Here is a 20,343-nt window from a genome sequence, read left to right as displayed (position 1 = left end):
TTTCACCGCTGACTTAACGGGCCGCCTACGCACCCTTTAAACCCAATAAATCCGGACAACGCTTGCACCCTCCGTATTACCGCGGCTGCTGGCACGGAGTTAGCCGGTGCTTATTCATCAGGTACCGTCAGTTACTCTCGCAAGAGCGTTTTCTTCCCTGATAAAAGCAGTTTACAACCCAGAAGGCCTTCATCCTGCACGCGGCATGGCTGGGTCAGTCTCTCGACCATTGCCCAATATTCCCTACTGCTGCCTCCCGTAGGAGTCTGGTCCGTGTCTCAGTACCAGTGTGGGGGACCATCCTCTCAGAACCCCTAGCCATCGTCGCCTTGGTGGGCCGTTACCCCGCCAACTAGCTAATGGCACGCATGCCCATCTTCTATCGCCTCAGCTTTAACCATATCCCGATGCCAGGTCATGGTGTTATGCGGTATTAATCTTCCTTTCGGAAGGCTATCCCCCAATAGAAGGTAGGTTGCATACGCGTTACGCACCCGTGCGCCACTAAACCAAGAACCGAAGCTCTTGATCTCGTTCGACTTGCATGTATTAGGCCTGCCGCTAGCGTTCATCCTGAGCCAGGATCAAACTCTCCATTGTAAAAAAATTTTAAATGTGTCTGTCCGATCCCGGCCTTTTTCCTTTTCTCCGAAGAGAAACTAAGCAGGTGATCTTTTCAAATCAGCCTGCCCGGATTTACCTATTCTTTTTCTTTATTCTATCTTAAGCAATCACTCAAAGAACTTACCTAGAACCTGTTGTTCTAGCCTGTCATCTTTCGATGTTTTTCCGTTAGCACTCTCTGTGCCGTGGAACAAAGGTCGGTAGTTATTTTCTAACTTCCAAACTTTAATTGATTTATTTTTAAACTTTCTTTTTTCGCTTCCGTAGCCCTGTCAGCTACGTTTGCGGAGTGCAAAGGTACAAACTCTTTTCCCTTTTGCAATACCTTTTTAAAAAAGTTTTTTTTCTTTTTTCTCCCGGCCTGCCGCCTGAAGAAGTACTTGTTTCGCTCACTCTCAAGCGGGTTGCAAAGGTAAGCAGAAGTTTCAAACTTACAAGAACTAAAATTAAATTTCTGCTCTTTTTTCTAACCCTGTCAACCGGCCCGAAAACCAATCAGCAACTCTCGCTTAAAGCTTTTCTGCAGCTAAAACCCCTTCCTTATGAAGCGGAGTGCAAAGGTACAACCCTTTTTTAAAGTTGCAACACCTAACCCAAATTTTATTTTACAGCCTGTGTTAGCTTCTAGCCTACTCCCCAGCTCCTGCCGAACCGGGTTGCAAAAGTAAAAAAACTTGCTGAGTATGCAAGGAGCTTGTACAAGGTTTTTTCACAACCTTTAGTAATTACCTGAATGTAAAGGTCATCCATTTGAAAAAAAGTGGGACTGGCAATACTTCATTACTATAAGAGCCATACTTGCAGCAAAACATACTGCAAGTATGGCTCTTATTACTCTTATATTAAGTGCTCTTTTCTTATATAAGCTGTTTCTGATCTGTTACGCTGTCAGCATAATCCTGTAGGTAGGTGTATGGTTTGGTTAAGGCGCCTGCTCTGGCAATTGTTCCTCTTTCCAGTACGCCGTCCTGGTCTCCATTATATAGGTGTGGAAACACATTATCTATAAGATGCCTTCCAAAATCGCGGGAAGCATTGCGCGGTAACTCACACGGCAGGTTATCAACGGCCATTACGGTTATATTCTCCTTATCAGTAAAGGCTGCTTTAATCTCTCCGGTTTCGCGCACATAATCAAAACAAGGTTCCGGAATAGTAGTTGCCCTTTTCGTGGTCGGGATCGAGCCATCTACATCACAGGTTATATCTGCGATGGTGTTTATCCTGAAATCGGCTTCCCTGGTTTCTTCCTCTGTAAATAACTTTGGTGCTTCCGGGTGCCAGTAGGCGCAAGCCATTAACAGATCGGTTACTTTTGTAAACTTCCGGAAGGTAGATATATATAAGTGTGGGTTGGCGTAGAAATCAGGCGAGTCCCATACTTCCACATCCGGGCGCGTGTTGTAATCGCTGGAGTGTAGCTGGGTGTATACGGCTTCATTAAACTGTTTATAGAGATAGTCGAATACGCTTACCTTTCGGATACCCATTTTATTCAGGACTTCCATGGCACCGCCGGCTACACGCCCGCCACCGGTTACGGCAATTTTGATAGGAGGCAGTTTTACTTTAAAGTATTCTTCCTGCATGTCCTCCATATCATAACATTGGTGGGCAGGCTTCAGATCGAACAGGTTCCATTTACGGCCATAGGTAAGTATACCGTTGTAAGCACCTACTATTCCGGCATAGCGCCCGAAAGCCACCACTCGCTGGCCTTGTGGTGTTGTAAGCGTTTCATAATCTATTAACGTAATGTTCTTATCAAGTATGGCCCGGAGGAGTTTTGCGTTATAAGGCTGCTTCTTTATCGTATGCGAAAAGAAAAAGTATGTTTTGTTAGGGATAAGCTGATCAACTGGTACTTCTTTTACTCCCATCAGGATATCGCAGTCGCTTAGATCACTTTGTAGCGGGATGTCCAGCTCGGTGTACTCCTGGTCTGTGAAACAACGGATATCGCTTGGCTCTATTACTAACTCCATTTCCGGAAATTCCTGTAGCGCTTCTCTGCACTTTTTTGGCGTTAGCGGAACACGCTTGTCTACGGGTATTTTTCCTTCCTTTATAATTCCTATCTTGAGCTTACTCATTTACCTATTCTTGAATTGTTAAGGTCATTTTGGTGTTATCAGCAAAGCTAAAAGCAGCCTACTTCGGAGTTGGCGATACTATACTTCTATAATAAGGTACAGTTGCCAACTATTTACCTGATGATGCTTCAATATAATAAACATTTACTATTACTTTTGCATAAATTTTAAGTCTGCAGGCGGTTAGCCTGTTGTACGCTAACTTTGTAAATCCATATTCCCAATCAATATCTTACAGTTATGATATTTAAAATCAAACCTGCAGATGTGTTCAAAGAGCGCCATAATGGCCCTGACAAAGAGCAAATACAGGACATGCTAGCAACCATTGGGGCTAACTCACTGGACCAACTGATTGAGGAGACCGTACCGGCCGCCATCCGTCTTAAAAAACCACTTAATTTACCGAAAGCTCTTTCTGAAAGAGATTTCTTAAACCAGTTCGGTAAAATTGTAAAACAGAACAAAGTATACAAATCATACATTGGCCTGGGCTACAACGATACCATTATGCCACCGGTTATACTTCGTAACATTATGGAGAACCCGGGCTGGTATACTGCCTACACGCCATACCAGGCTGAAATTGCGCAGGGCCGTTTAGAAGCGCTGATCAATTACCAGACCATGGTAATGGACCTGACAGGTATGGAAATAGCCAATGCCTCTTTACTGGATGAAGGTACTGCCGCCGCCGAAGCCATGGCCATGTTCTTTGCACAGCGCAAAGGCTCGCGCAAAAACGCTACTCGCTTCTTCGTATCAGACCAGGTATTGCCACAGACTATTGATGTACTGGTTACGCGCGCTACACCGCTTAATATAGAGCTGGTGATCGGCGACCACCGCGAAGCGAATCTTGAAGATGATACTCTATTTGGCGCTATACTTCAGTACCCGGCAGCCGACGGCGAAGTTTTTGACTACACCGATTTTATAACAAAGGCGCACGCGCAGGATATACTGGTAGTAGTAGCTGCTGATATACTTTCGCTTACTTTATTAACGCCTCCAGGCGAAATGGGAGCCGATGTGGTGGTAGGAACTACCCAGCGTTTTGGCGTACCAATGGGTTTTGGTGGCCCGCATGCAGGTTATTTTGCTACAAAAGATGCCTTTAAGCGTGTTATTCCGGGTCGTATCATTGGTATTTCAGTGGATGCAGCCGGCAACAGAGCTTATCGCATGGCATTGCAGACACGCGAGCAGCACATCCGCCGCGAAAAAGCAACATCCAACATTTGTACAGCACAGGTATTACTGGCTGTTATTGCGGGTATGTATGCTGTGTACCATGGCCCACGCAGGTTAAAGTATATCGGACTGAACACGCACGTACTGGCGCAGCAACTCGAGAGCGGTTTAAAAGCGCTTGGTTTTGAGCAACAGAACGAGCAGTATTTCGATACGCTGAAAATAACTGTGGAAAGTGCCGACATGCAGCATGCCATCCGTACAGAAGCTGAAGCTGCCGGTATTAACTTCCGTTATGCTGATGCAACCACTATTGGTATTTCGATCAACCAGAATACAGACCTGGCAGATGTGAAAAACATACTGGCTGTATTTGCAAAAGTAGCCGGCAAAGCTGCTGACGTATTAAGTATAGATGCACTTCCGGAAGAAGCCGAAATAACTTGGCCTGAAAGCCTGATCCGTAAGAGCGAGTTCCTGCAGCAGGAAGTGTTTAACAGACACCATTCCGAGCATGAGATCCTGCGTTACATGAAGCACCTCGAGAACAAGGATATCTCGTTGGCGCACTCCATGATCGCGCTGGGCTCTTGTACCATGAAACTGAACGCTACTGCCGAAATGATTCCGGTTACGTGGCCAGAAATTGGTGCCCTTCACCCATTCGCTCCAGCCGATCAGACAAAAGGGTATCAGCAATTATTTACGGAGCTGGAAAGCTGGTTATGCGAAATTACAGGCTTTGATGGTGTTTCGCTTCAGCCTAACTCTGGTGCGCAAGGCGAGTATGCCGGTTTGTTGGTTATCCGTGCTTACCACGAGTCGCGCGGCGATCATCACCGCAATGTAGCCCTTATTCCTTCTTCGGCACACGGTACAAACCCGGCTTCTGCAGTAATGGCAGGTATGGAAGTAGTAATTGTGAAGTGCGATGAAAGAGGAAATATTGATGTAGCAGACCTGCGCGCCAAAGCTGAAAAGTATAAAGAAAAGCTTTCGTGCTTAATGGTTACCTATCCGTCTACGCACGGGGTATACGAAGAAAGCATCATCGAAATTTGCCAGATCATACATAACAACGGCGGCCGTGTTTACATGGACGGCGCGAACATGAACGCACAAGTTGGCTTAACTTCTCCGGCTAACATCGGCGCAGACGTTTGCCACCTGAACCTGCACAAAACATTCTGTATTCCTCACGGTGGTGGCGGACCTGGTGTTGGCCCGATCGGTGTGGTAGCAGATTTAGTACCGTTCCTGCCAGGCCACGCCGTGGTAAAAACAGGCGGAGAGAAAGCAACAACTGCTATTTCGGCTGCGCCTTGGGGTTCTGCATCTATCCTGCCTATTTCTTATGCTTACATTGCGATGATGGGCGGCGAAGGTTTAACAGAAGCAACCAAGATCGCTATCCTGAATGCTAACTATATTAAAACTCGCCTTGAAAGCCACTACCCTGTACTTTATGTGGGTACAAACGGCCGTTGCGCACACGAGATGATCCTGGATTGCCGTGAGTTCAAGAAGGCTGGTGTTGAAGTGGAAGATATCGCGAAGCGTTTAATGGACTACGGTTTCCATGCGCCAACTGTATCGTTCCCGGTAGCAGGTACCCTGATGGTGGAGCCAACCGAATCGGAAGCACAGGAAGAACTGGACAGATTCTGTGATGTGATGATCTCGATCCGTGAAGAAATTCGTGAGATTGAAGCAGGCAAGGCAGATCAGAAAGACAACGTGCTGAAAAACGCGCCGCACACGATGAAGGCTGTGATGGTAGAAAACTGGGAAAGACCTTACGCTCGTGAAAAAGCGGTGTTCCCGATGGCTTACCTGCGCGAAAACAAAGTATGGCCAACTGTTAGCCGCATCGACAGCGCGTACGGCGACCGTAACCTGGTTTGCTCTTGCGCCCCGATCGAATCGTATAACGAGAATAACAACGAAATGGTAGCTGTAGGCTAATCCCGCAAATTACCTTTAAGTATAAAAGCCCTGTAGCAAACACTACAGGGCTTTTTGTTTTACTAAAGATGGATTTAAATTAAGGTACGATTTACCCACCCCTAACCCCTCCAGGGAGGGGAATTTATACTTTGACTTCGGAATATTCCCCTCCTTGGAGGGGTCAGGGGTGGGTCCACTCATACTCAGTGTAATTATACTTTTATACTTACAATCTATACTTCAATGTAAGGCCGCCATAATACGTGCGGTCCGGAGCAGGTTGGTAATAGCGCGTGCCAAATGCGTTAATATCGTTTCCTAAGCTATACGTTTGGTCTGTTAAATTATCTGCACCGCCAAAAACCTCAAACGCCAGGTGGTTCAGGTGGTTGCCCAGGTTTCTTCTGATGCCTACGCGGGAGCCAAGTATAAAATAGCTATCAGCATAGATCGTGTTCTCATCGTTCAACGGAATCTCGGAAGTATAATTTGCGGTTAAGTTGAAGTATAAACCAAGCTTTGTGGCCAGATCTAATCCAGCCGTGGCGGTGTGGGGAGCAACGCCGGTTATTTCGTTTCCGGCTAAATCTGCTTCGCCTTTTGTAAAATCTTTAAACCTGAAATGGTTATAGGTATAGCTTCCCAATACTTTAAAAAGACTTAGCGCCTTCTCAGGATCATCAAACAAAGTATAACTAAGCGCCGTCTCGATTCCTTTCTGGGAAGTAGCACCTGCATTCCGGAAGACGGCTACACTCGAAACCTGCTGCTGGCTTACAATTGTCTCGCTCAACCTGAAATAAAACCCGACCACATCAAAGCTCAACCTGTTGTTTAAAGTATAACCCCGGACGCCTGCTTCGTAATTCACGCCTTTTTCTGCTTCCAGATCTTCATTCAATTCACCGTCTGATGTCAGGATTTCTTCCTCGGTAGGCGGCGAAAACCCTGAACTTATACTTGCGTGCGCTGAAATCTGATCTGATAACTTTTTAAGAACCGCCACTCTCGGGGAAAGAACCGTTTTAAAATCCTTAACATAAGTATAAGCTGCACCAGATGTAGCCTGGGCCAACCTATCAATTTCATACTTTGTATCGTTGGCGCTGAGGGCGAGAGTAAGTATAAAATTGCTCGGCAACTCCAATTCTGCCTGCCCGAATACAAAGCCGGTAGTTGCAGTTACTTCATCATCGGTTCGTAAGCTATCGGGTTGGCCACCGATATTATCATAAGTGCGGGCAGCTTCCAGGCCGCGCTGTACTTCGCCGCCAAAAGTATAGTTGGTAGCTATACTTCCTAGTTGCGTTTTATACTTAAAACTGGTTCTTCCGCCCAGTTCCAGGTTAGTATTGCGCTCGTAATCTGTATTAAAAGGATGATCGCGGAAGCGGTGTAAGGTATAAATGGAAGTCGTGTTCTGCCAGCTCTGGTTAAAAGTGTATTCCTGTTTCAACCCAAAATTAAAACCATCCTGGTTCATAGACGCATTCTGCGCGACACTGCCAAACATGCCACCTCTCGCCTGCCGTGGGTTCTGGTCGTATTGCTCTTTGGTAATGCCGCCGGGTAACTCGTAGTATAAATCAGAATAAATAATGCTGGCTGCGATGGTGTGCTTTGGTGACACATAAAACTCCGGGGCAACTAGCAACACATGCCGGTCTACTGCAGATTGCTCCCGATACCCGTCGTATTGCTGCCGCGTGTATTGCACCAGCACATTGCTTTTGGCTGAACCTGTACTTACCGAGGCCAGATATCTCCTGAACCCATAAGAACCTGTGGTCGCGCCCACTTGTAACTGCGTTTCGCCAACAGCCGCCCTCCTCGATTCAAGTAAGATTGTGCCGCCGGTACCTGCGCCATAAATGCTGGCGGTTGGCCCTTTCAGAATTTCTATACTTCCGATATTGGCTGCATCCAGCGTGTTGAGCGATGTGGTGCCGTTTGCCTCTGTCAGTGGGATGCCGTTAAAGTATAGTTTTACGTTCCGGATGCCGTAAGGCGAGCGCAAACTACTCCCTCTGATCGAAATGCGGTAACTGGCTGGCGCACGCTCATCCATCCGGATGCCGGGCACTGTGTTTACCGCCCGCACCACCGAACTTTCATCAAAACGCTGCAAAACAGATTGGTTTATAACACTAATGGCACCGGCTGTTTCGAGTAGCGGGCGTTTGTTTTCGTAACCCGTTACCAATACTTCCTGCAGGCGCGTGGCTTCGGGCTGCAGCAAAATGCGCAGGTTTGCTCTGTTATTTGTCAGGCTGATCTGTTGAGATTTGTATCCCAGCAATGTTAATGTGACTCTTTCGGCTTCGTCAGCAGAAAGCGTAAACTGACCTTGCGAACTGCTTATACTTTGCTCTCCGGAGTTTGCTGTTATACTTACGCCTTCCAGCGGTTGCTTTGTGCGCGCATCCAATACCTGCCCGTTTATAGTTGTCTGTGCCAGCGTAAGGCCAGGCAACAGGAAAAAGCTGAGCAGCAGACTAAAAAAAAAGAATCGTAAATAGGGTTTCATAGAAGAGTATTATCGGCATTGAAACGTGAAAACGACGTTTGAGTTAGCCTGTAATGTATAAAGCCATCAACACAAAACTTATACTTTAGTTTATACTTTAAAAAGAAAAGGCCTCACAGAAACTGTGAGGCCTTTTAGTATAATGTAAGCTACTGAAAACTTTGTTAATTGCGGATGATCTTAAACTCGGTACGCCTGTTCAGTTGGTGATCTTCTTCCGAACATCTGACGCCGTCTTTACAGCCATTCAGTAACCTTGTTTCGCCATAGCCCTTCGACTTTAAGCGGGCCTTGTCTATACCTTGTGAGATGATATAATCTACAGCGGCTTTTGCTCTGCGCTCAGAAAGCAACTGGTTATACTTTTTAGTTTCGCGGCTATCTGTGTGCGAGCTTAACTCGATGTTGATGGCCGGGTTGTTTTTAAGTACGATCACCAGTTTATCCAGTTCTTTCGCTGCATCCGGTCTGATCGCCCACTTATCCAGATCGTAGTAAATATTCTCTAACACAACTGGCTTCTGCAACTCATTCCTATCAAAGATCATGGCTACTTTAATGGTATCGCCGGCTGCTTCTTCTACTTTCGTGATCGCTTCCTGCTTCAGGTAAGCTGGTTTGGTTCCGATCGTCGTATAGTTGTCGCCAACACGGGCTTTGAATGTATACTGGCCTTTGTTATCGGACATGACAACGATAGAGTCTTTGATGCCTTGCTGAAGTATAGCCAGTCTTACATTTGCTAGTGGCAGGTATACATTGCGCTTTTTGGCATTTTGTGCCCGCTCTGCCGTACTGACGGCAATGACAACCGGCCTGCCCAGCATTTTAAATTCGTAGATATCGTCTGTTCCGTTTTCAGCATCGCGGTTAGAAGAGATCAGGCCTTTTTTTCCTGCTTCTGTAAACATGATGCCGTAATCGTTTTTAGAAGAGTTAACCGGGAAACCAACATTTTTCACCGTTGTCCAGTTAGCGTGTTCGCCTTCCGCAGCAAATACATCCAAGCCACCCAAGCCTGCATGGCCATCCGAAGCAAAGAATAATTTACCGTTCGCATCCACATACGGGAAGCTTTCGCGACGTGGTGTATTGATGGTAGTACCTGCATTTACCGGTTTGCCCCACGTGCCATCCGATTTTTTAACCGCATAGTAGATATCTGTATCGCCTAAACCGCCTGGCATATCAGATACAAAGTATAAAATGTTGCCATCCGGAGAAATAGCCGGATGCCCCACTGAGTACGCTTCTACTTTGTTATAAGCGAAAGGCTGAATGTTGCTCCACTCTGTTCCGTTTTTCTCTGCTGTGTAAATTTCAAGTCGGTTTACGTATTCGTTTACTTCCTTCTTGTTTACCCAGCTGGTAGGGTCGGCGTTGATAGGGCCACGTTTCAGCACCATATTGGTGCGCGTAAAGTATAACTTGTCGTTATTGGTGGAGGCAGTTGTGTTATGGAAATCAGCGTTTACTATATCCTGCATCGCTACCGGGCTGCTCCAGTTGCCTTGTACATCCTGCTCGGCTGTAAACAGCTGCAAGTATGGCCGGCCGGTCCAGCCGTATACTTTTTGTTTTTTGTCTGCTTTCTCTGCGCCGCGGTCTGATGTAAAGATGATGCCTTTGTTAAAGGGCATTGGTCCGAAATCAGAAGCTTCCGCATAATTTACACGCTGAAATGGCTTTATTTCTGCTACCGCCGGGCTATTGATCCACTTTATAGCCATATCGCAGGCAGCCATCAGTTGCTGCGCTTCTGCTTCTTTTTCAGGCATGGCTTCGCTCCACTGCATGTATTGCTCTTTTGCTTCGGCGTATTTGCCGTTGTTACGAAGTGCTTCCGCAAAATGGAACAGGTTCATGGGCTCGCTGCCCTGCATGTTTACCAATTTGCCGTACCATACTTCGGCCTGCTGGCTCTGGCGCGTTAAACGGTAAGCTTCTGCTATGCGCTGTGTGGTTTGTAAAGTTGGCGTGCGTTTTTCTATTGCGTGTTGGTATTCTTTAAGGGCAAGAGCAAATTCGTAGTTCTCGAAGTGCTTGTTTCCTTTGCGAAGCGTTGATTGAGCTTCTGCTACCGGTGCAAAACCCAGCACAGCAGCAAACGCTATATATAATAATTTGTAATTCTTCTTCATATTACTAAAACCTTCAGATTAAAAGTATTGTGGCGTAAGCATCCTGGTTTCTTTCTTCTTAAAGAAGTAGTAACCCACAGAAACTTCGTGTGTGTTAAAACCGTCCAGCGCATTCAGCATCTTATCATAAGAATACCCTACACGCAGCGATTTGCTGATCTGCAGCTCTGCGATCAGCGCCAGCGCCGTACGCTTTCTAACACTTTCTTCTTCCGGATTATCGTTAAACACATTCATACTGGTGCGGTAAGAGGCACCTAACCAAAGTTTATCGGCCAGCAACACAAAGCCGTTAAAATCGATGTTTGCCGGGGCCTGAAACGTTTCTTTTACCAGCACGCTTGGCTTCAATTTCACGAACGTACCTATATCAAACACATAACCTGCCGTGAAATAGTAAGTGCGCTCCGGCTCCAATACAGTTGTTTTCTCGAAGCGAAGCAGATCCGATGCTGAAACACCTGCATAAAAACGATCGGTGTGGTAATAGGCTCCGATTTTCACATCCGGCTTAATGTAGCTATCATCTGTAGCCGGTATAGACGGGTCATCAGAAATGCCCAGTTCTGAACCGTCAACCGAAGTCTGGATCAGGCCGGGTGCAATACCTAAGCTGATGATACCTGTTGGGCTTACCTGCAACTTTACAGCGGCATTTCCATAAATTGACAGCGTACTTTGTGCACCTATTTTATCTCTGGTAATGCCCAGGCCAAGGCCCAGTCTGTCGTTTGCCACTACACCATCCAGGTTAAGGGATTGTGTGGTGGGTGCGCCATCAATGCCCGTCCACTGCGACCGATGGAACACGTTTAAGTTCAGTACATTTTTACTTCCGGTATAGGCCGGGTTCAGGTTCATACTGTTAAATATGTACTGCGAATATTGGGGGTTTTGCTGGGCACTAGCTGTAAAGGCAAGCAGTAGGGCCAGCAGGGTATAAAGTATTCTCATATGCTTAATTTTTTCTGTTAATAAGGCTACCGCTTAGCGGAAAATCGAAACGTAGCCTGTGTACTCTTTCTCCACGCCTGCACATACTTTCACTTTCACTTTGTAGAAGTAAGTACCAGCTTCCAGCCCTTGCCCGTTCCAGGTGTTGTTGTAATTCTTCACCTTGTAAACTTCAGAGCCCCAACGGTTCATGATAGTAATCTCATTCTCAGGGAATTTCTCCAGGTTAGTTATCACCCACGTATCGTTTTTGCCATCGTTGTTCGGGCTGAATGCTTTCGGGAAGCTTAGTTCGCCATCAACTTTAGTAATATCGATGGCTGCTGTTGTTACCGGGCTGGCGCAATCGTTGGTAACGGTTGCTACTGTTACAGTTCCGGTTGCTTTCGGATTATTTGCTTTTACTTTGATGCTGGTAGTGCCCTGGCCTTCTGTTATAGTAAAGCCTTCGCTCACAGTCCAGAAATAAGAGCTGGCACCTGGCACTGCCTCCACACTGTAGCGTAAGCCGTCACATACATTGCTGTTATCTATGACAGACCCTGTAGCAGTTGGCTGCTGCGTAATGCTTACTTGCAGCGTAGTGGCATCGCTTACCGCATTACAAACATTTTTTGCTGTTACTGAGATGGTGCCACCTGTTGCGCCTGGTCTTACGGTGATGCTGTTCGTACCTTGCCCGGAAACAAAGTTCCAGCCCGCAGGTAACTCCCAGTTGTAAGTAAGGCCACTAACTGCAGGTACTGAGTATGTTGTTGTTCCGGAGATAATACATACTTGTTTCTTGCCGGTTATAGCACTCGGCGCGTTTGGTACCGGTGTTGGGGTTACATCCAATGTTGCAAACTGCCCGGCACCGCAGATCGCTCCTACTAAAGCTACCTGCACTGTTCCGTTTGTTGTTCCGATCTTAACTTTAATGCTGCTGTTACCAGCATTAAGATCTGTTATTGCTTCCCAGCCACCACCAGTTGGTATAATCCAGCTATAAGATCCGTTTGGTATCGGGTTGACTACGCTATAAGTAACTTCGCTTCCCGGGCAAGTGCCGGCTGTTGCGGTAATACCGGCAGGCGCTGCTAATTTACCGGATATCTGTACTGGCAATATTACTTCTGCGCTGGTTAAGCAGGCATTTTTGGTTGTTACAGAAAGGTTGCCTACCACCACTTTGTCGCCAATTTTCACTCTGATCTTAGCTCCGGTAGCATCGCCGATAAAGCTCCAGCCATCAGGCAGAGTCCAGTTATAAGTCTGGCCTGGTACTGCAGTTACTTCATACACTTCTTCCAGGCCGGCGCATACTTTGTCTTTGCCAAGTATGGCAGTTGGTAAAACAGGTTCGCCGGTAGGCGTAATAGTGATGATTTTTTCTGCAGTTGAGACGCCACAACGGTTTGTAGCAATTACAGCCAGGGTGCCTGCACTTGTACCAACATTTACTTTTACAGTTTGCTGATTATCGAGGCCAGCTATTATGGTTATGCCGCCGCTTGCTTTCCATTTGTAGGTTACATTACCTTGTGCTCCATTTGCTGTAAAGGTCAGGTCATTTGTATTGATACAGATGCCATCCACTGCACCGTCTATAGTAAGCTCACCTGGATTGGTTATCAGGCTAACTGTTTTCTCTGCTGTATAAACTTTCCCGCACTTATCAGTTACGGTTGCCACCAGTTTACCGCCAACAGGTGCGTTTACTGTAATCGAGTTTGCCGTTCTGGAAACTTCCGTCCAACCTAATGGCAATGTAAAGTTCCAGTTTACACCAAATACCTCAGGTAAAGTATAAGTTTTGTTAATGTTCAGTAACGGATCACAGAAATCACTTTCTCCTGTTATAACAGGCGTTATTGTTGCGCAGGTTACATCAATCGGCTCTTCGCCGTTGTTGTCATCTGGGTTAGGGTCCGGGTTTTCGCCGCCCACAGAAACATTGTTCACAACGCCATTTCCAACAGCCAGTATTTTAAATACTACTTCCAGTGTTTTTTCTTCCCCGTTTTTCAGTTCGCCTGCATACCACCTGTATATCCTGAAATTGCCGCTTTCGCCTTCATTTCTAAAGTCTGCGTTGGCTGGTAAGGTTTTAACATATTCCAGGTATTGTTTCGGAAATCTTTCTGTTACGACCACATTAGCCGATGTGGCAGGGCCAGCATTGCGCACTTTTATAGTATAAGTAACCTGTCCGCCCACATTAAAGTCGCCGGCCTTCACTTTTTTAGATACGCTCAGATCTGAAATTACAGAGCTTGGAAGGTAAATAGGGTTTGTATCCAGGTTAACATTTCCCTGAAGCGATATGGCTCTGCCAATTATACTTACCCCTTTATCCAATGTGATATTTTTCTTTGCCAGAATGGTACCCTGGAAAAGCGTCAGTTTGCTTAGATTAACGTCTCCTTCTACAACCCAGTACACATTTTTTGCCTGAGCTCCATCCTCCAGCAAAAGCCCTGCGCTCGGAGCGGGCGGTGTAGGATTTGTACTTATAAGATCTCCTTTGATAATAAATACAAAAACAGCATTCGGGTTCCCGCCGCCGTTCAGGTTTAAAATCCCGCTCAAAGTGGCATCGCCGTTTATTGTATAAACACCCGGCCTTACAAGGTAATTGATAAGTTGCGGAGGAAGCGACCCTGTGGGCGTTTTGGCAGCAAAAGAAGCGTAAGCCTTTGCCGCATCTTTCTGGGCCTGCTCCGCTATAGGAGTGCCCAGTTCTGTAGATACAGACACGAAAAGCTCGCCTGTGTTTTCAAGGGTCTGCCCTGGCCAGATGCCAAGCCTGCCTGTAATACCGGAAGAGATACCAACATTACTGACTTTGTTTGCGGCCAGAACAGCAAAATCACCAGCCTGCCCTAACTCCGGGTCCAGGTTTGTTTGCGCCCTGCTAAAAGGACTTGCAAAGGTGAGCAAAAGGAAAATGGAGAGTAAAAATTTATTCATATAAATTGGGTAAAGAAGACGCTAACCAGATCAGTATATATAGATATTTAGCTATTTAGCAACATATGTAAGGTACTCTAAAGCTGTATAAAAGTTTAGATAAGAAAGAATAATCCAATAAATTATTCTTAAATCGCGATTTCTTATAAAGAAGATCCTATTGATTAAATAGAGCAAAGCTCACATTTAATTTAATTATGGCTGAATTTCAGTGCAATTTATAACTAAGATTTCAATATTCTGCAGTTTTTTTTTGCTTTTTTGATACTGATAATTATACACTTATCGCTTAAGGCGCAACAGCCTGCTCAAAAAAACATAAGGCATAAAAAAACATCCTGCCACAACTTAATGCAACAGGATGTTATCTTATGTTATAAGCTTATTGGCTATACATGCACATGGCGCTCGGCATGATACGATGATCTTACCAGTGGCCCTGATTCTACATATTTAAGTCCCTTTTTCAGACCTTCTTCGCGGTAGTGGTCGAACAGATCGGGGTGAATAAACTCGGCAACTTCCAGGTGCATCTTGGTCGGTTGCAAGTACTGCCCCAGTGTCAGGATATCGCAACCGTTCTCAGCCAGGTCATCCATCGCTCTGTACACCTGCTCACGCGTTTCGCCTAAACCCAGCATAATGCCGGTCTTGGTACGTTTGCCATATTCTTTAGTACGGCGGATCTGTTCGAGGCTGCGCTCATACTTGGCCTGCGGGCGAACCGGGCGGTACAGCTCGCGCACGGTTTCCATGTTATGCGATACCACTTCCTGGCCCGGCGAAATCATCGTGATCAGGGCGTCCCAATTAGCTTTCACATCCGGAATAAGGGTTTCGATGGTAGTGGCAGGCGATAGTTCTTTTACCAGTTTTACTGTATTGTGCCAGATGGCTGCACCCCGGTCTTTTAATTCGTCGCGGTTAACAGAGGTAAGTACGGCATGTTTTACACCCATCAGTTGGATGGCTTCTGCTACACGGCGCGGTTCATCTTCGTCATACTCGTTCGGGCGGCCCGTAGCAACAGCGCAAAACGAACAGCTACGCGTACACACGTTGCCCAATATCATAAAGGTTGCAGTACCGGCTCCCCAGCACTCCCCCATGTTGGGGCAGTTGCCGCTTTCGCAGATGGTATGCAGTTTATATTCGTCAACTATACTTCTAACTTTAGTATATTCTTTGCCTACCGGCAGTTTTACACGAAGCCAGTTCGGCTTGCGGGGTTTGCCTAATGCGTTCAGCCCCTCGGGCATAGCGTTTGGCTGTATTACCGGAAGTATTATTAAATCATCCATGCCACAAAGATAGGAAGTTATAGGGTAACAGGTTAGCTTCTGCCCAAGTTTTGTGAAAGCAAACTGCAGGCAATAGTGGTAGGATAACAGCGTGGAAGTGCTATTTGTTCGCTGAAAAGCTATTTACGGCGGCCGTAGTATAAATTGAGGTAAACCGATGAGAAAACCTGCCTGTTTTCTGCCTGCGGAATGATGATCAGATCTTTTGGATAAGCTTCTACCAGGAAACCTACTTCGATGCCGGTTATACTTTCGTTGTAGCGGCCATACTCGAAGCTAAGGCCTGCTTTAGCATGCAGCCCCACGTTTATCTTTGTTTCAGAAATTCCCTCAAAAAGGCCTGCACTGCCCTGCACCGATTCTAAACGGCCATGCAACGCCGGGTCGTACTGTTCGGTGCGTATATCATCTGCGCCAGCGCCCCGGCCACCATAATTAAAGTTGATATAATACGGTACCAACAACCCTAACGACGGACCAACGGCCCCAACCGCATTTACCTGCACCCCGGATTCTGCTGCTTTCTTAAATAACACCAGTTCACGGCCATAATGCGGCCTAACTACGAAAAGGTAATTCTGTTTGCCTGCAATAAAAAAATCGCCGGTCTGGCTGCTGTAAAGGCGGTTTTCTTTGGGGTGCTTTACTTCTACAATCTCTATGCCGCCAAACTGATACATCTTCTCGCTTACAAAAAAAGAAGACCGGATAAAGGCCCCTCCTATCAACCCGCCATTCGAGTTAAAATTTATACCATAGCTCAGCTCGTTCCGGAAGCTTTCTTCTTCATTGTTTTGCGCGGCAGCGGGCATAGCCGCACCTACTGCTGCCAGAAGTATAAATGCCAGGTATTTTATCACAACAATTTCGGGTTTAGACTTTGTTTAAAAGTAAGTAAATTTACGCTTATTCAAAACTATAGTTTAATACATATATGGCTACTATCCAAAGCAATTATATCGGCGATCTGCGCACTACGGCCCAGCACGTGGCATCAGGCAACTCTATTATAACCGATGCCCCGGTTGATAACAACGGAAAAGGCGAGGCTTTCTCGCCAACAGACCTGGTATGCGCAGCGCTCGGCTCCTGCATGATGACGATTATGGGCATTGTGGCTAACCGCAGCGCTATTGATATCCAGGGTATGGAAATTGAAACGACCAAAATTATGTCTGCAGAGCCGCGCCGCATTGCAGAAGTGGTTCTCAACTTTAAAATGCCGGCCGGCAAAACCTATACGGATAAGGAAAAAGCGATGCTGGAGAATGCGGCCCGTACCTGCCCGGTGGCCCTAAGCCTGCACCCGGACATTAAGCAGACGGTAAGCTTTATCTACTAAGTATAAAATCAAAAAAGTCATCCCAATTTCTCAGGATGACTTTTTTGATTTTATACTTGGCGCGTTACGCCGTTACATTTTTCTTGAGCGCATCAATGCTGATTCCTAAATGGGAGGCATCATAGGTGCACATGCCATCCTGTATTAATAGCAGCTGAGGCGACTCGTGGCGCACCTGCAGTACCTCTGCAATTTCGTTTGAAACCGGGCGGTAGCGTAACAAATCGAGGTAGTAAGTTTTTACATTGTCTAAACCGGCTCCATCCCACTGGCGCTCGAAACGGCTTTTAGCGGTCGCACTGATAGAGCAGGAAGTACTGTGTTTGAATATGATGACAGGTGAAGTTTTTGATTCTTCTATCACTTCGTTTAGCTGGTCGGTAGTTGTAAGCGGGTGCCAATTCATAAGTATACTTTTAAATAGTTTGTTTTAGTGTGCGCTTTCGCTTCCAGAATTTCTTTTTAGGTTTTACAGGGTCGCCGTACTCATCAAACTTAAATTTCTCTTTCTCTTTAACTTGCTTATACGGTGCCTCGCCTTTCCTGAAAGTATACTTGCTTGTGTTCAGGTGCGTTTTCTTATAAGATGCTTTTGTTTTTTTTGCTTCTTTCAAAGCAACTTCCTGTTCCTGTGCATGCTGCTCTTCCGACGTATGGCTGATCTGTGCAAACCCGGGCCCAGCCAGAAACAGCATGGCAGAAAGTATAAATGGTGCTAAGGTACTTCTCATACGTGCCGTTTATCTTATACTGAGAAACTAAAAGAGTAGTTTTTTCCGCTTCTTCACCCGGCCGTTTTTATCGGTGGGCACGCTCACAGACTCAAAGTCTTTTCCGCCGCCAATGCTTTTAACCAACGATTTATTTTTGGAAGGCTTGGGGCACGGAATGCCTTTATTAGCACAACCGGCGCTCAGCAAAAGCACAACCGCAAACAGACAAATACACGCGTACCGATAAGAAAGCATAACCTATAATTTAAAGTATAAATCAGGTAAAACCAACGTATAAACGGCCTGTAATTCAGAATTTATACTTTGGTTTCTGGTTTTAAAATGAGTTATAAACGCCAAGTTGGGATTACTACTAATAAACCAGCATCGCTTCTACTTTCTCGCGGAGGCGTTGCTTTGGCAGAAAGTCGGCTTCGAGTGGTGGCGCAAACGGTACGGCTGTATCCAAACTAGCTACACGCGCAACCGGCGCATCCAGTAATTCAAAACAGTTTTCACCAATCCAGGCTGCAATCTCGCCACCAATACCGCCGGTCATGGTATCTTCATGCAAAATTAACACACGGCCTGTTTTGGCAACGGCAGCTTGCACAGCTTCTTTATCCCAGGGCAGCAAAGTACGCAGATCCAGTATATGCAGGCTGATATCGGTTAACTCTTGTTGCAATTGTTTTGCCCAATGCACACCCATGCCATAGGTAATAATGGTCAGGTCTGTGCCTTCGGCGGCTACTTTCGCCTTACCGATTTCTACGGTATAATAATCATCCGGAATCTCCTGCGAAATAGAGCGGTACAGCATTTTGTGCTCGAAATACATTACCGGGTTCGGATCTTCCAGGGCCGCATTTAGCAAACCTTTGGCATCGTAAGGCGAAGACGGATATGCTACTTTTAAGCCCGGCGTATGGAAAAACCAGGCCTCGTTGCTCTGCGAATGGAAAGGACCGGCAGCTGAGCCGGCGCCTGTTGGCATACGCACCACCACATCGGCATTCTGGCCCCAACGGTAATGGCTTTTGGCCAGGTTATTTACGATCTGGCTGAAGCCTGCGCTCACAAAATCCGCGAACTGCATCTCTACCATACTTTTCTGGCCTTTTACAGATAAGCCTAAGCCAATACCAAGTATAGCCGACTCGCATAAAGGGGTGTTACGTACACGCTCTTTCCCGAATTTCTCAACAAAACCTTCCGTAATTTTAAACACACCACCATACTCTGCAATGTCCTGGCCCATCAGCACCAGTTCCGGGTAGCGTTCCATACTTTGGCGCAGCGCATCCGAAATAGCATCTACAAAACGCTTTTCCGTTTTTGCACCGGAGGCAGGTTTAATTACTTCCTGGTAGTGCGGGCGATACATGTCTTCCAGTTCTTCCTGGCGGTTGGCTTCCGGCATCGGCGTGGCAAAGGCTGTCTGCAAACCATCTTCGATTTCGGCTCTCATCTCTTCCCGGATTGCATCAACTGCTTTCTGAGACAGCACAAGCTCACTTAACAGGAAGCGCTCAAAGTTTTCTACCGGATCTTTTTTAGACCATTTCTCGAACAGTTCCTGTGGTACATACTTGGTGCCGCTGGCTTCTTCGTGGCCACGCATCCGGAACGTCATGGCTTCGATCAGCATCGGGCGCGGGTTCTTGCGCATACTGATGGCCGCCTGGCGTACCGTGTCGTATACTTCTATAATATTGTTGCCATCTACCTGCAAGGCATCCATACCATAGGCAGGGCCTTTATCGATAAACTGGTTAAACTTGAATTGCTCGTTGCTTGGCGTAGATAAACCGTAGCCATTGTTCTCGATCATGAAAATAACCGGCAGCCCCCACACAGCCGCTACATTCAGGGCTTCATGGAAATCGCCTTCGCTGGCACCGCCATCGCCGCTATAAACCAGGGTTACTTTCTCTTTTTTAGACAACAGATCGGATAAGGCAATGCCATCGGCTACAGCCAGCTGCGGCCCGAGATGCGAGATCATCCCAACAATGTGGTGCTCGTTTGAGCCGAAGTGGAAAGAGCGGTCGCGGCCTTTAGTAAAGCCGGTGCGCTTACCCTGAAACTGGGCAAACAGCCTGTCTAAAGGTACCTGGCGGCTTGTAAAAACACCCAAATTGCGGTGCAGCGGTAAAATATATTCATCCGCATCCAGTGCCATGGTAGAGCCTACTGATATGGCTTCCTGGCCGATACCTGAAAACCATTTGCTTACTTTGCCCTGCCGTAAAAGCACCAGCATGCGTTCTTCGATCATGCGGGGTTTCAGGATACCTTTGTAAAGGGCAATCAGTTCGTCGTCTGTATAGTCTTTGCGGTTGTAATTCATCTTCAAAAAACAAAACATTGTTTAAGACAGGCAAGTTAAGGTATTCAAAACAACCTTGAAATTTATCAGTCCTTATTTTTAAATTTGATAAAAATCAGACACCAGACGTTAGACATAAGACACCAAGTTTAATTTCGATAAATTAGGAATGCAGCTTAAGAGTAACTTGACGCATTTTGTTAGGAAGAAATTACATGTTTAT

Annotated in this window: 13 protein-coding genes and 1 rRNA gene; 2 read left to right on the top strand and 12 right to left on the bottom strand. The window is 46.3% G+C overall.

The features are described from left to right. Nucleotides 1-600: ribosomal RNA gene (locus tag DP923_RS05325) — 16S ribosomal RNA — on the bottom strand; the annotation flags it as partial. A gap of 881 nt (nucleotides 601-1,481) precedes the next feature. Further along, nucleotides 1,482-2,717: an NAD(P)-dependent oxidoreductase gene (locus tag DP923_RS05315; protein ID WP_112304732.1), complete on the bottom strand. Its 1,236-nt coding sequence runs from the start codon at nucleotides 2,715-2,717 to the stop codon at nucleotides 1,482-1,484. 240 nt (nucleotides 2,718-2,957) lie between these two features. Here DP923_RS05315 and gcvP point away from each other — a divergent pair, with 240 nt between their 5' ends. Beyond that, the gene (gene gcvP / locus DP923_RS05310) at nucleotides 2,958-5,876 is read left to right on the top strand and encodes an aminomethyl-transferring glycine dehydrogenase (RefSeq protein ID WP_112304731.1); all 2,919 of its coding nucleotides are present in this window, start codon (nucleotides 2,958-2,960) and stop codon (nucleotides 5,874-5,876) included. Between the two features lie 208 nt (nucleotides 5,877-6,084). Here the strand turns inward: gcvP and DP923_RS05305 are convergent, their stop codons facing one another. The 6 genes from DP923_RS05305 to DP923_RS05280 all read right to left on the bottom strand — a co-directional run bounded on the left by DP923_RS05305 (nucleotide 6,085) and on the right by DP923_RS05280 (nucleotide 16,593). Further along, nucleotides 6,085-8,385, bottom strand: coding sequence for a TonB-dependent receptor (locus DP923_RS05305; protein WP_112304730.1), 2,301 nt, complete (start codon nucleotides 8,383-8,385; stop codon nucleotides 6,085-6,087). 164 nt (nucleotides 8,386-8,549) lie between these two features. Beyond that, nucleotides 8,550-10,526, bottom strand: coding sequence for an OmpA family protein (locus tag DP923_RS05300; RefSeq protein ID WP_112304729.1), 1,977 nt, complete (start codon nucleotides 10,524-10,526; stop codon nucleotides 8,550-8,552). Nucleotides 10,527-10,544: 18 nt separating this feature from the next. Next, nucleotides 10,545-11,480, bottom strand: coding sequence for a PorP/SprF family type IX secretion system membrane protein (locus tag DP923_RS05295; protein ID WP_112304728.1), 936 nt, complete (start codon nucleotides 11,478-11,480; stop codon nucleotides 10,545-10,547). 33 nt (nucleotides 11,481-11,513) lie between these two features. Beyond that, nucleotides 11,514-14,432 carry an ice-binding family protein gene (locus tag DP923_RS05290; protein WP_112304727.1) on the bottom strand — a complete coding sequence of 973 codons (2,919 nt, stop codon included), beginning with the start codon at nucleotides 14,430-14,432 and terminating at the stop codon, nucleotides 11,514-11,516. Between the two features lie 389 nt (nucleotides 14,433-14,821). Next, nucleotides 14,822-15,733: a lipoyl synthase gene (lipA, locus tag DP923_RS05285; protein ID WP_394341170.1), complete on the bottom strand. Its 912-nt coding sequence runs from the start codon at nucleotides 15,731-15,733 to the stop codon at nucleotides 14,822-14,824. Nucleotides 15,734-15,852: 119 nt separating this feature from the next. Further along, the gene (locus DP923_RS05280; RefSeq protein ID WP_239020942.1) at nucleotides 15,853-16,593 is read right to left on the bottom strand and encodes a hypothetical protein; all 741 of its coding nucleotides are present in this window, start codon (nucleotides 16,591-16,593) and stop codon (nucleotides 15,853-15,855) included. A gap of 74 nt (nucleotides 16,594-16,667) precedes the next feature. Between DP923_RS05280 and DP923_RS05275 the strand changes: the two genes are divergently transcribed. Beyond that, nucleotides 16,668-17,075: an OsmC family protein gene (locus DP923_RS05275; protein ID WP_112304725.1), complete on the top strand. Its 408-nt coding sequence runs from the start codon at nucleotides 16,668-16,670 to the stop codon at nucleotides 17,073-17,075. A gap of 64 nt (nucleotides 17,076-17,139) precedes the next feature. Here the strand turns inward: DP923_RS05275 and ytxJ are convergent, their stop codons facing one another. From ytxJ to DP923_RS05255, 4 genes are all read right to left on the bottom strand, one after another. Next, the gene (ytxJ, locus tag DP923_RS05270; RefSeq protein ID WP_112304724.1) at nucleotides 17,140-17,481 is read right to left on the bottom strand and encodes a bacillithiol system redox-active protein YtxJ; all 342 of its coding nucleotides are present in this window, start codon (nucleotides 17,479-17,481) and stop codon (nucleotides 17,140-17,142) included. A gap of 10 nt (nucleotides 17,482-17,491) precedes the next feature. Next, complete coding sequence (locus DP923_RS05265) at nucleotides 17,492-17,806, bottom strand: hypothetical protein (protein WP_112304723.1); 315 nt, start codon at nucleotides 17,804-17,806, stop codon at nucleotides 17,492-17,494. Nucleotides 17,807-17,833: 27 nt separating this feature from the next. Continuing rightward, complete coding sequence (locus DP923_RS05260) at nucleotides 17,834-18,043, bottom strand: hypothetical protein (protein ID WP_112304722.1); 210 nt, start codon at nucleotides 18,041-18,043, stop codon at nucleotides 17,834-17,836. A 118-nt stretch (nucleotides 18,044-18,161) separates the two neighbouring features. After that, a complete protein-coding gene (locus DP923_RS05255) occupies nucleotides 18,162-20,141 on the bottom strand; it encodes an alpha-ketoacid dehydrogenase subunit alpha/beta (protein WP_112304721.1) in 1,980 nt (659 codons plus the stop codon). Nucleotides 20,142-20,343 lie beyond the last annotated feature (202 nt).

Source organism: Pontibacter arcticus, from assembly GCF_003284895.1.
In the GTDB taxonomy this organism is placed as follows: Bacteria; Bacteroidota; Bacteroidia; order Cytophagales; family Hymenobacteraceae; genus Pontibacter; species Pontibacter arcticus.
This window is presented reverse-complemented; position numbering and strand designations above follow the sequence as displayed.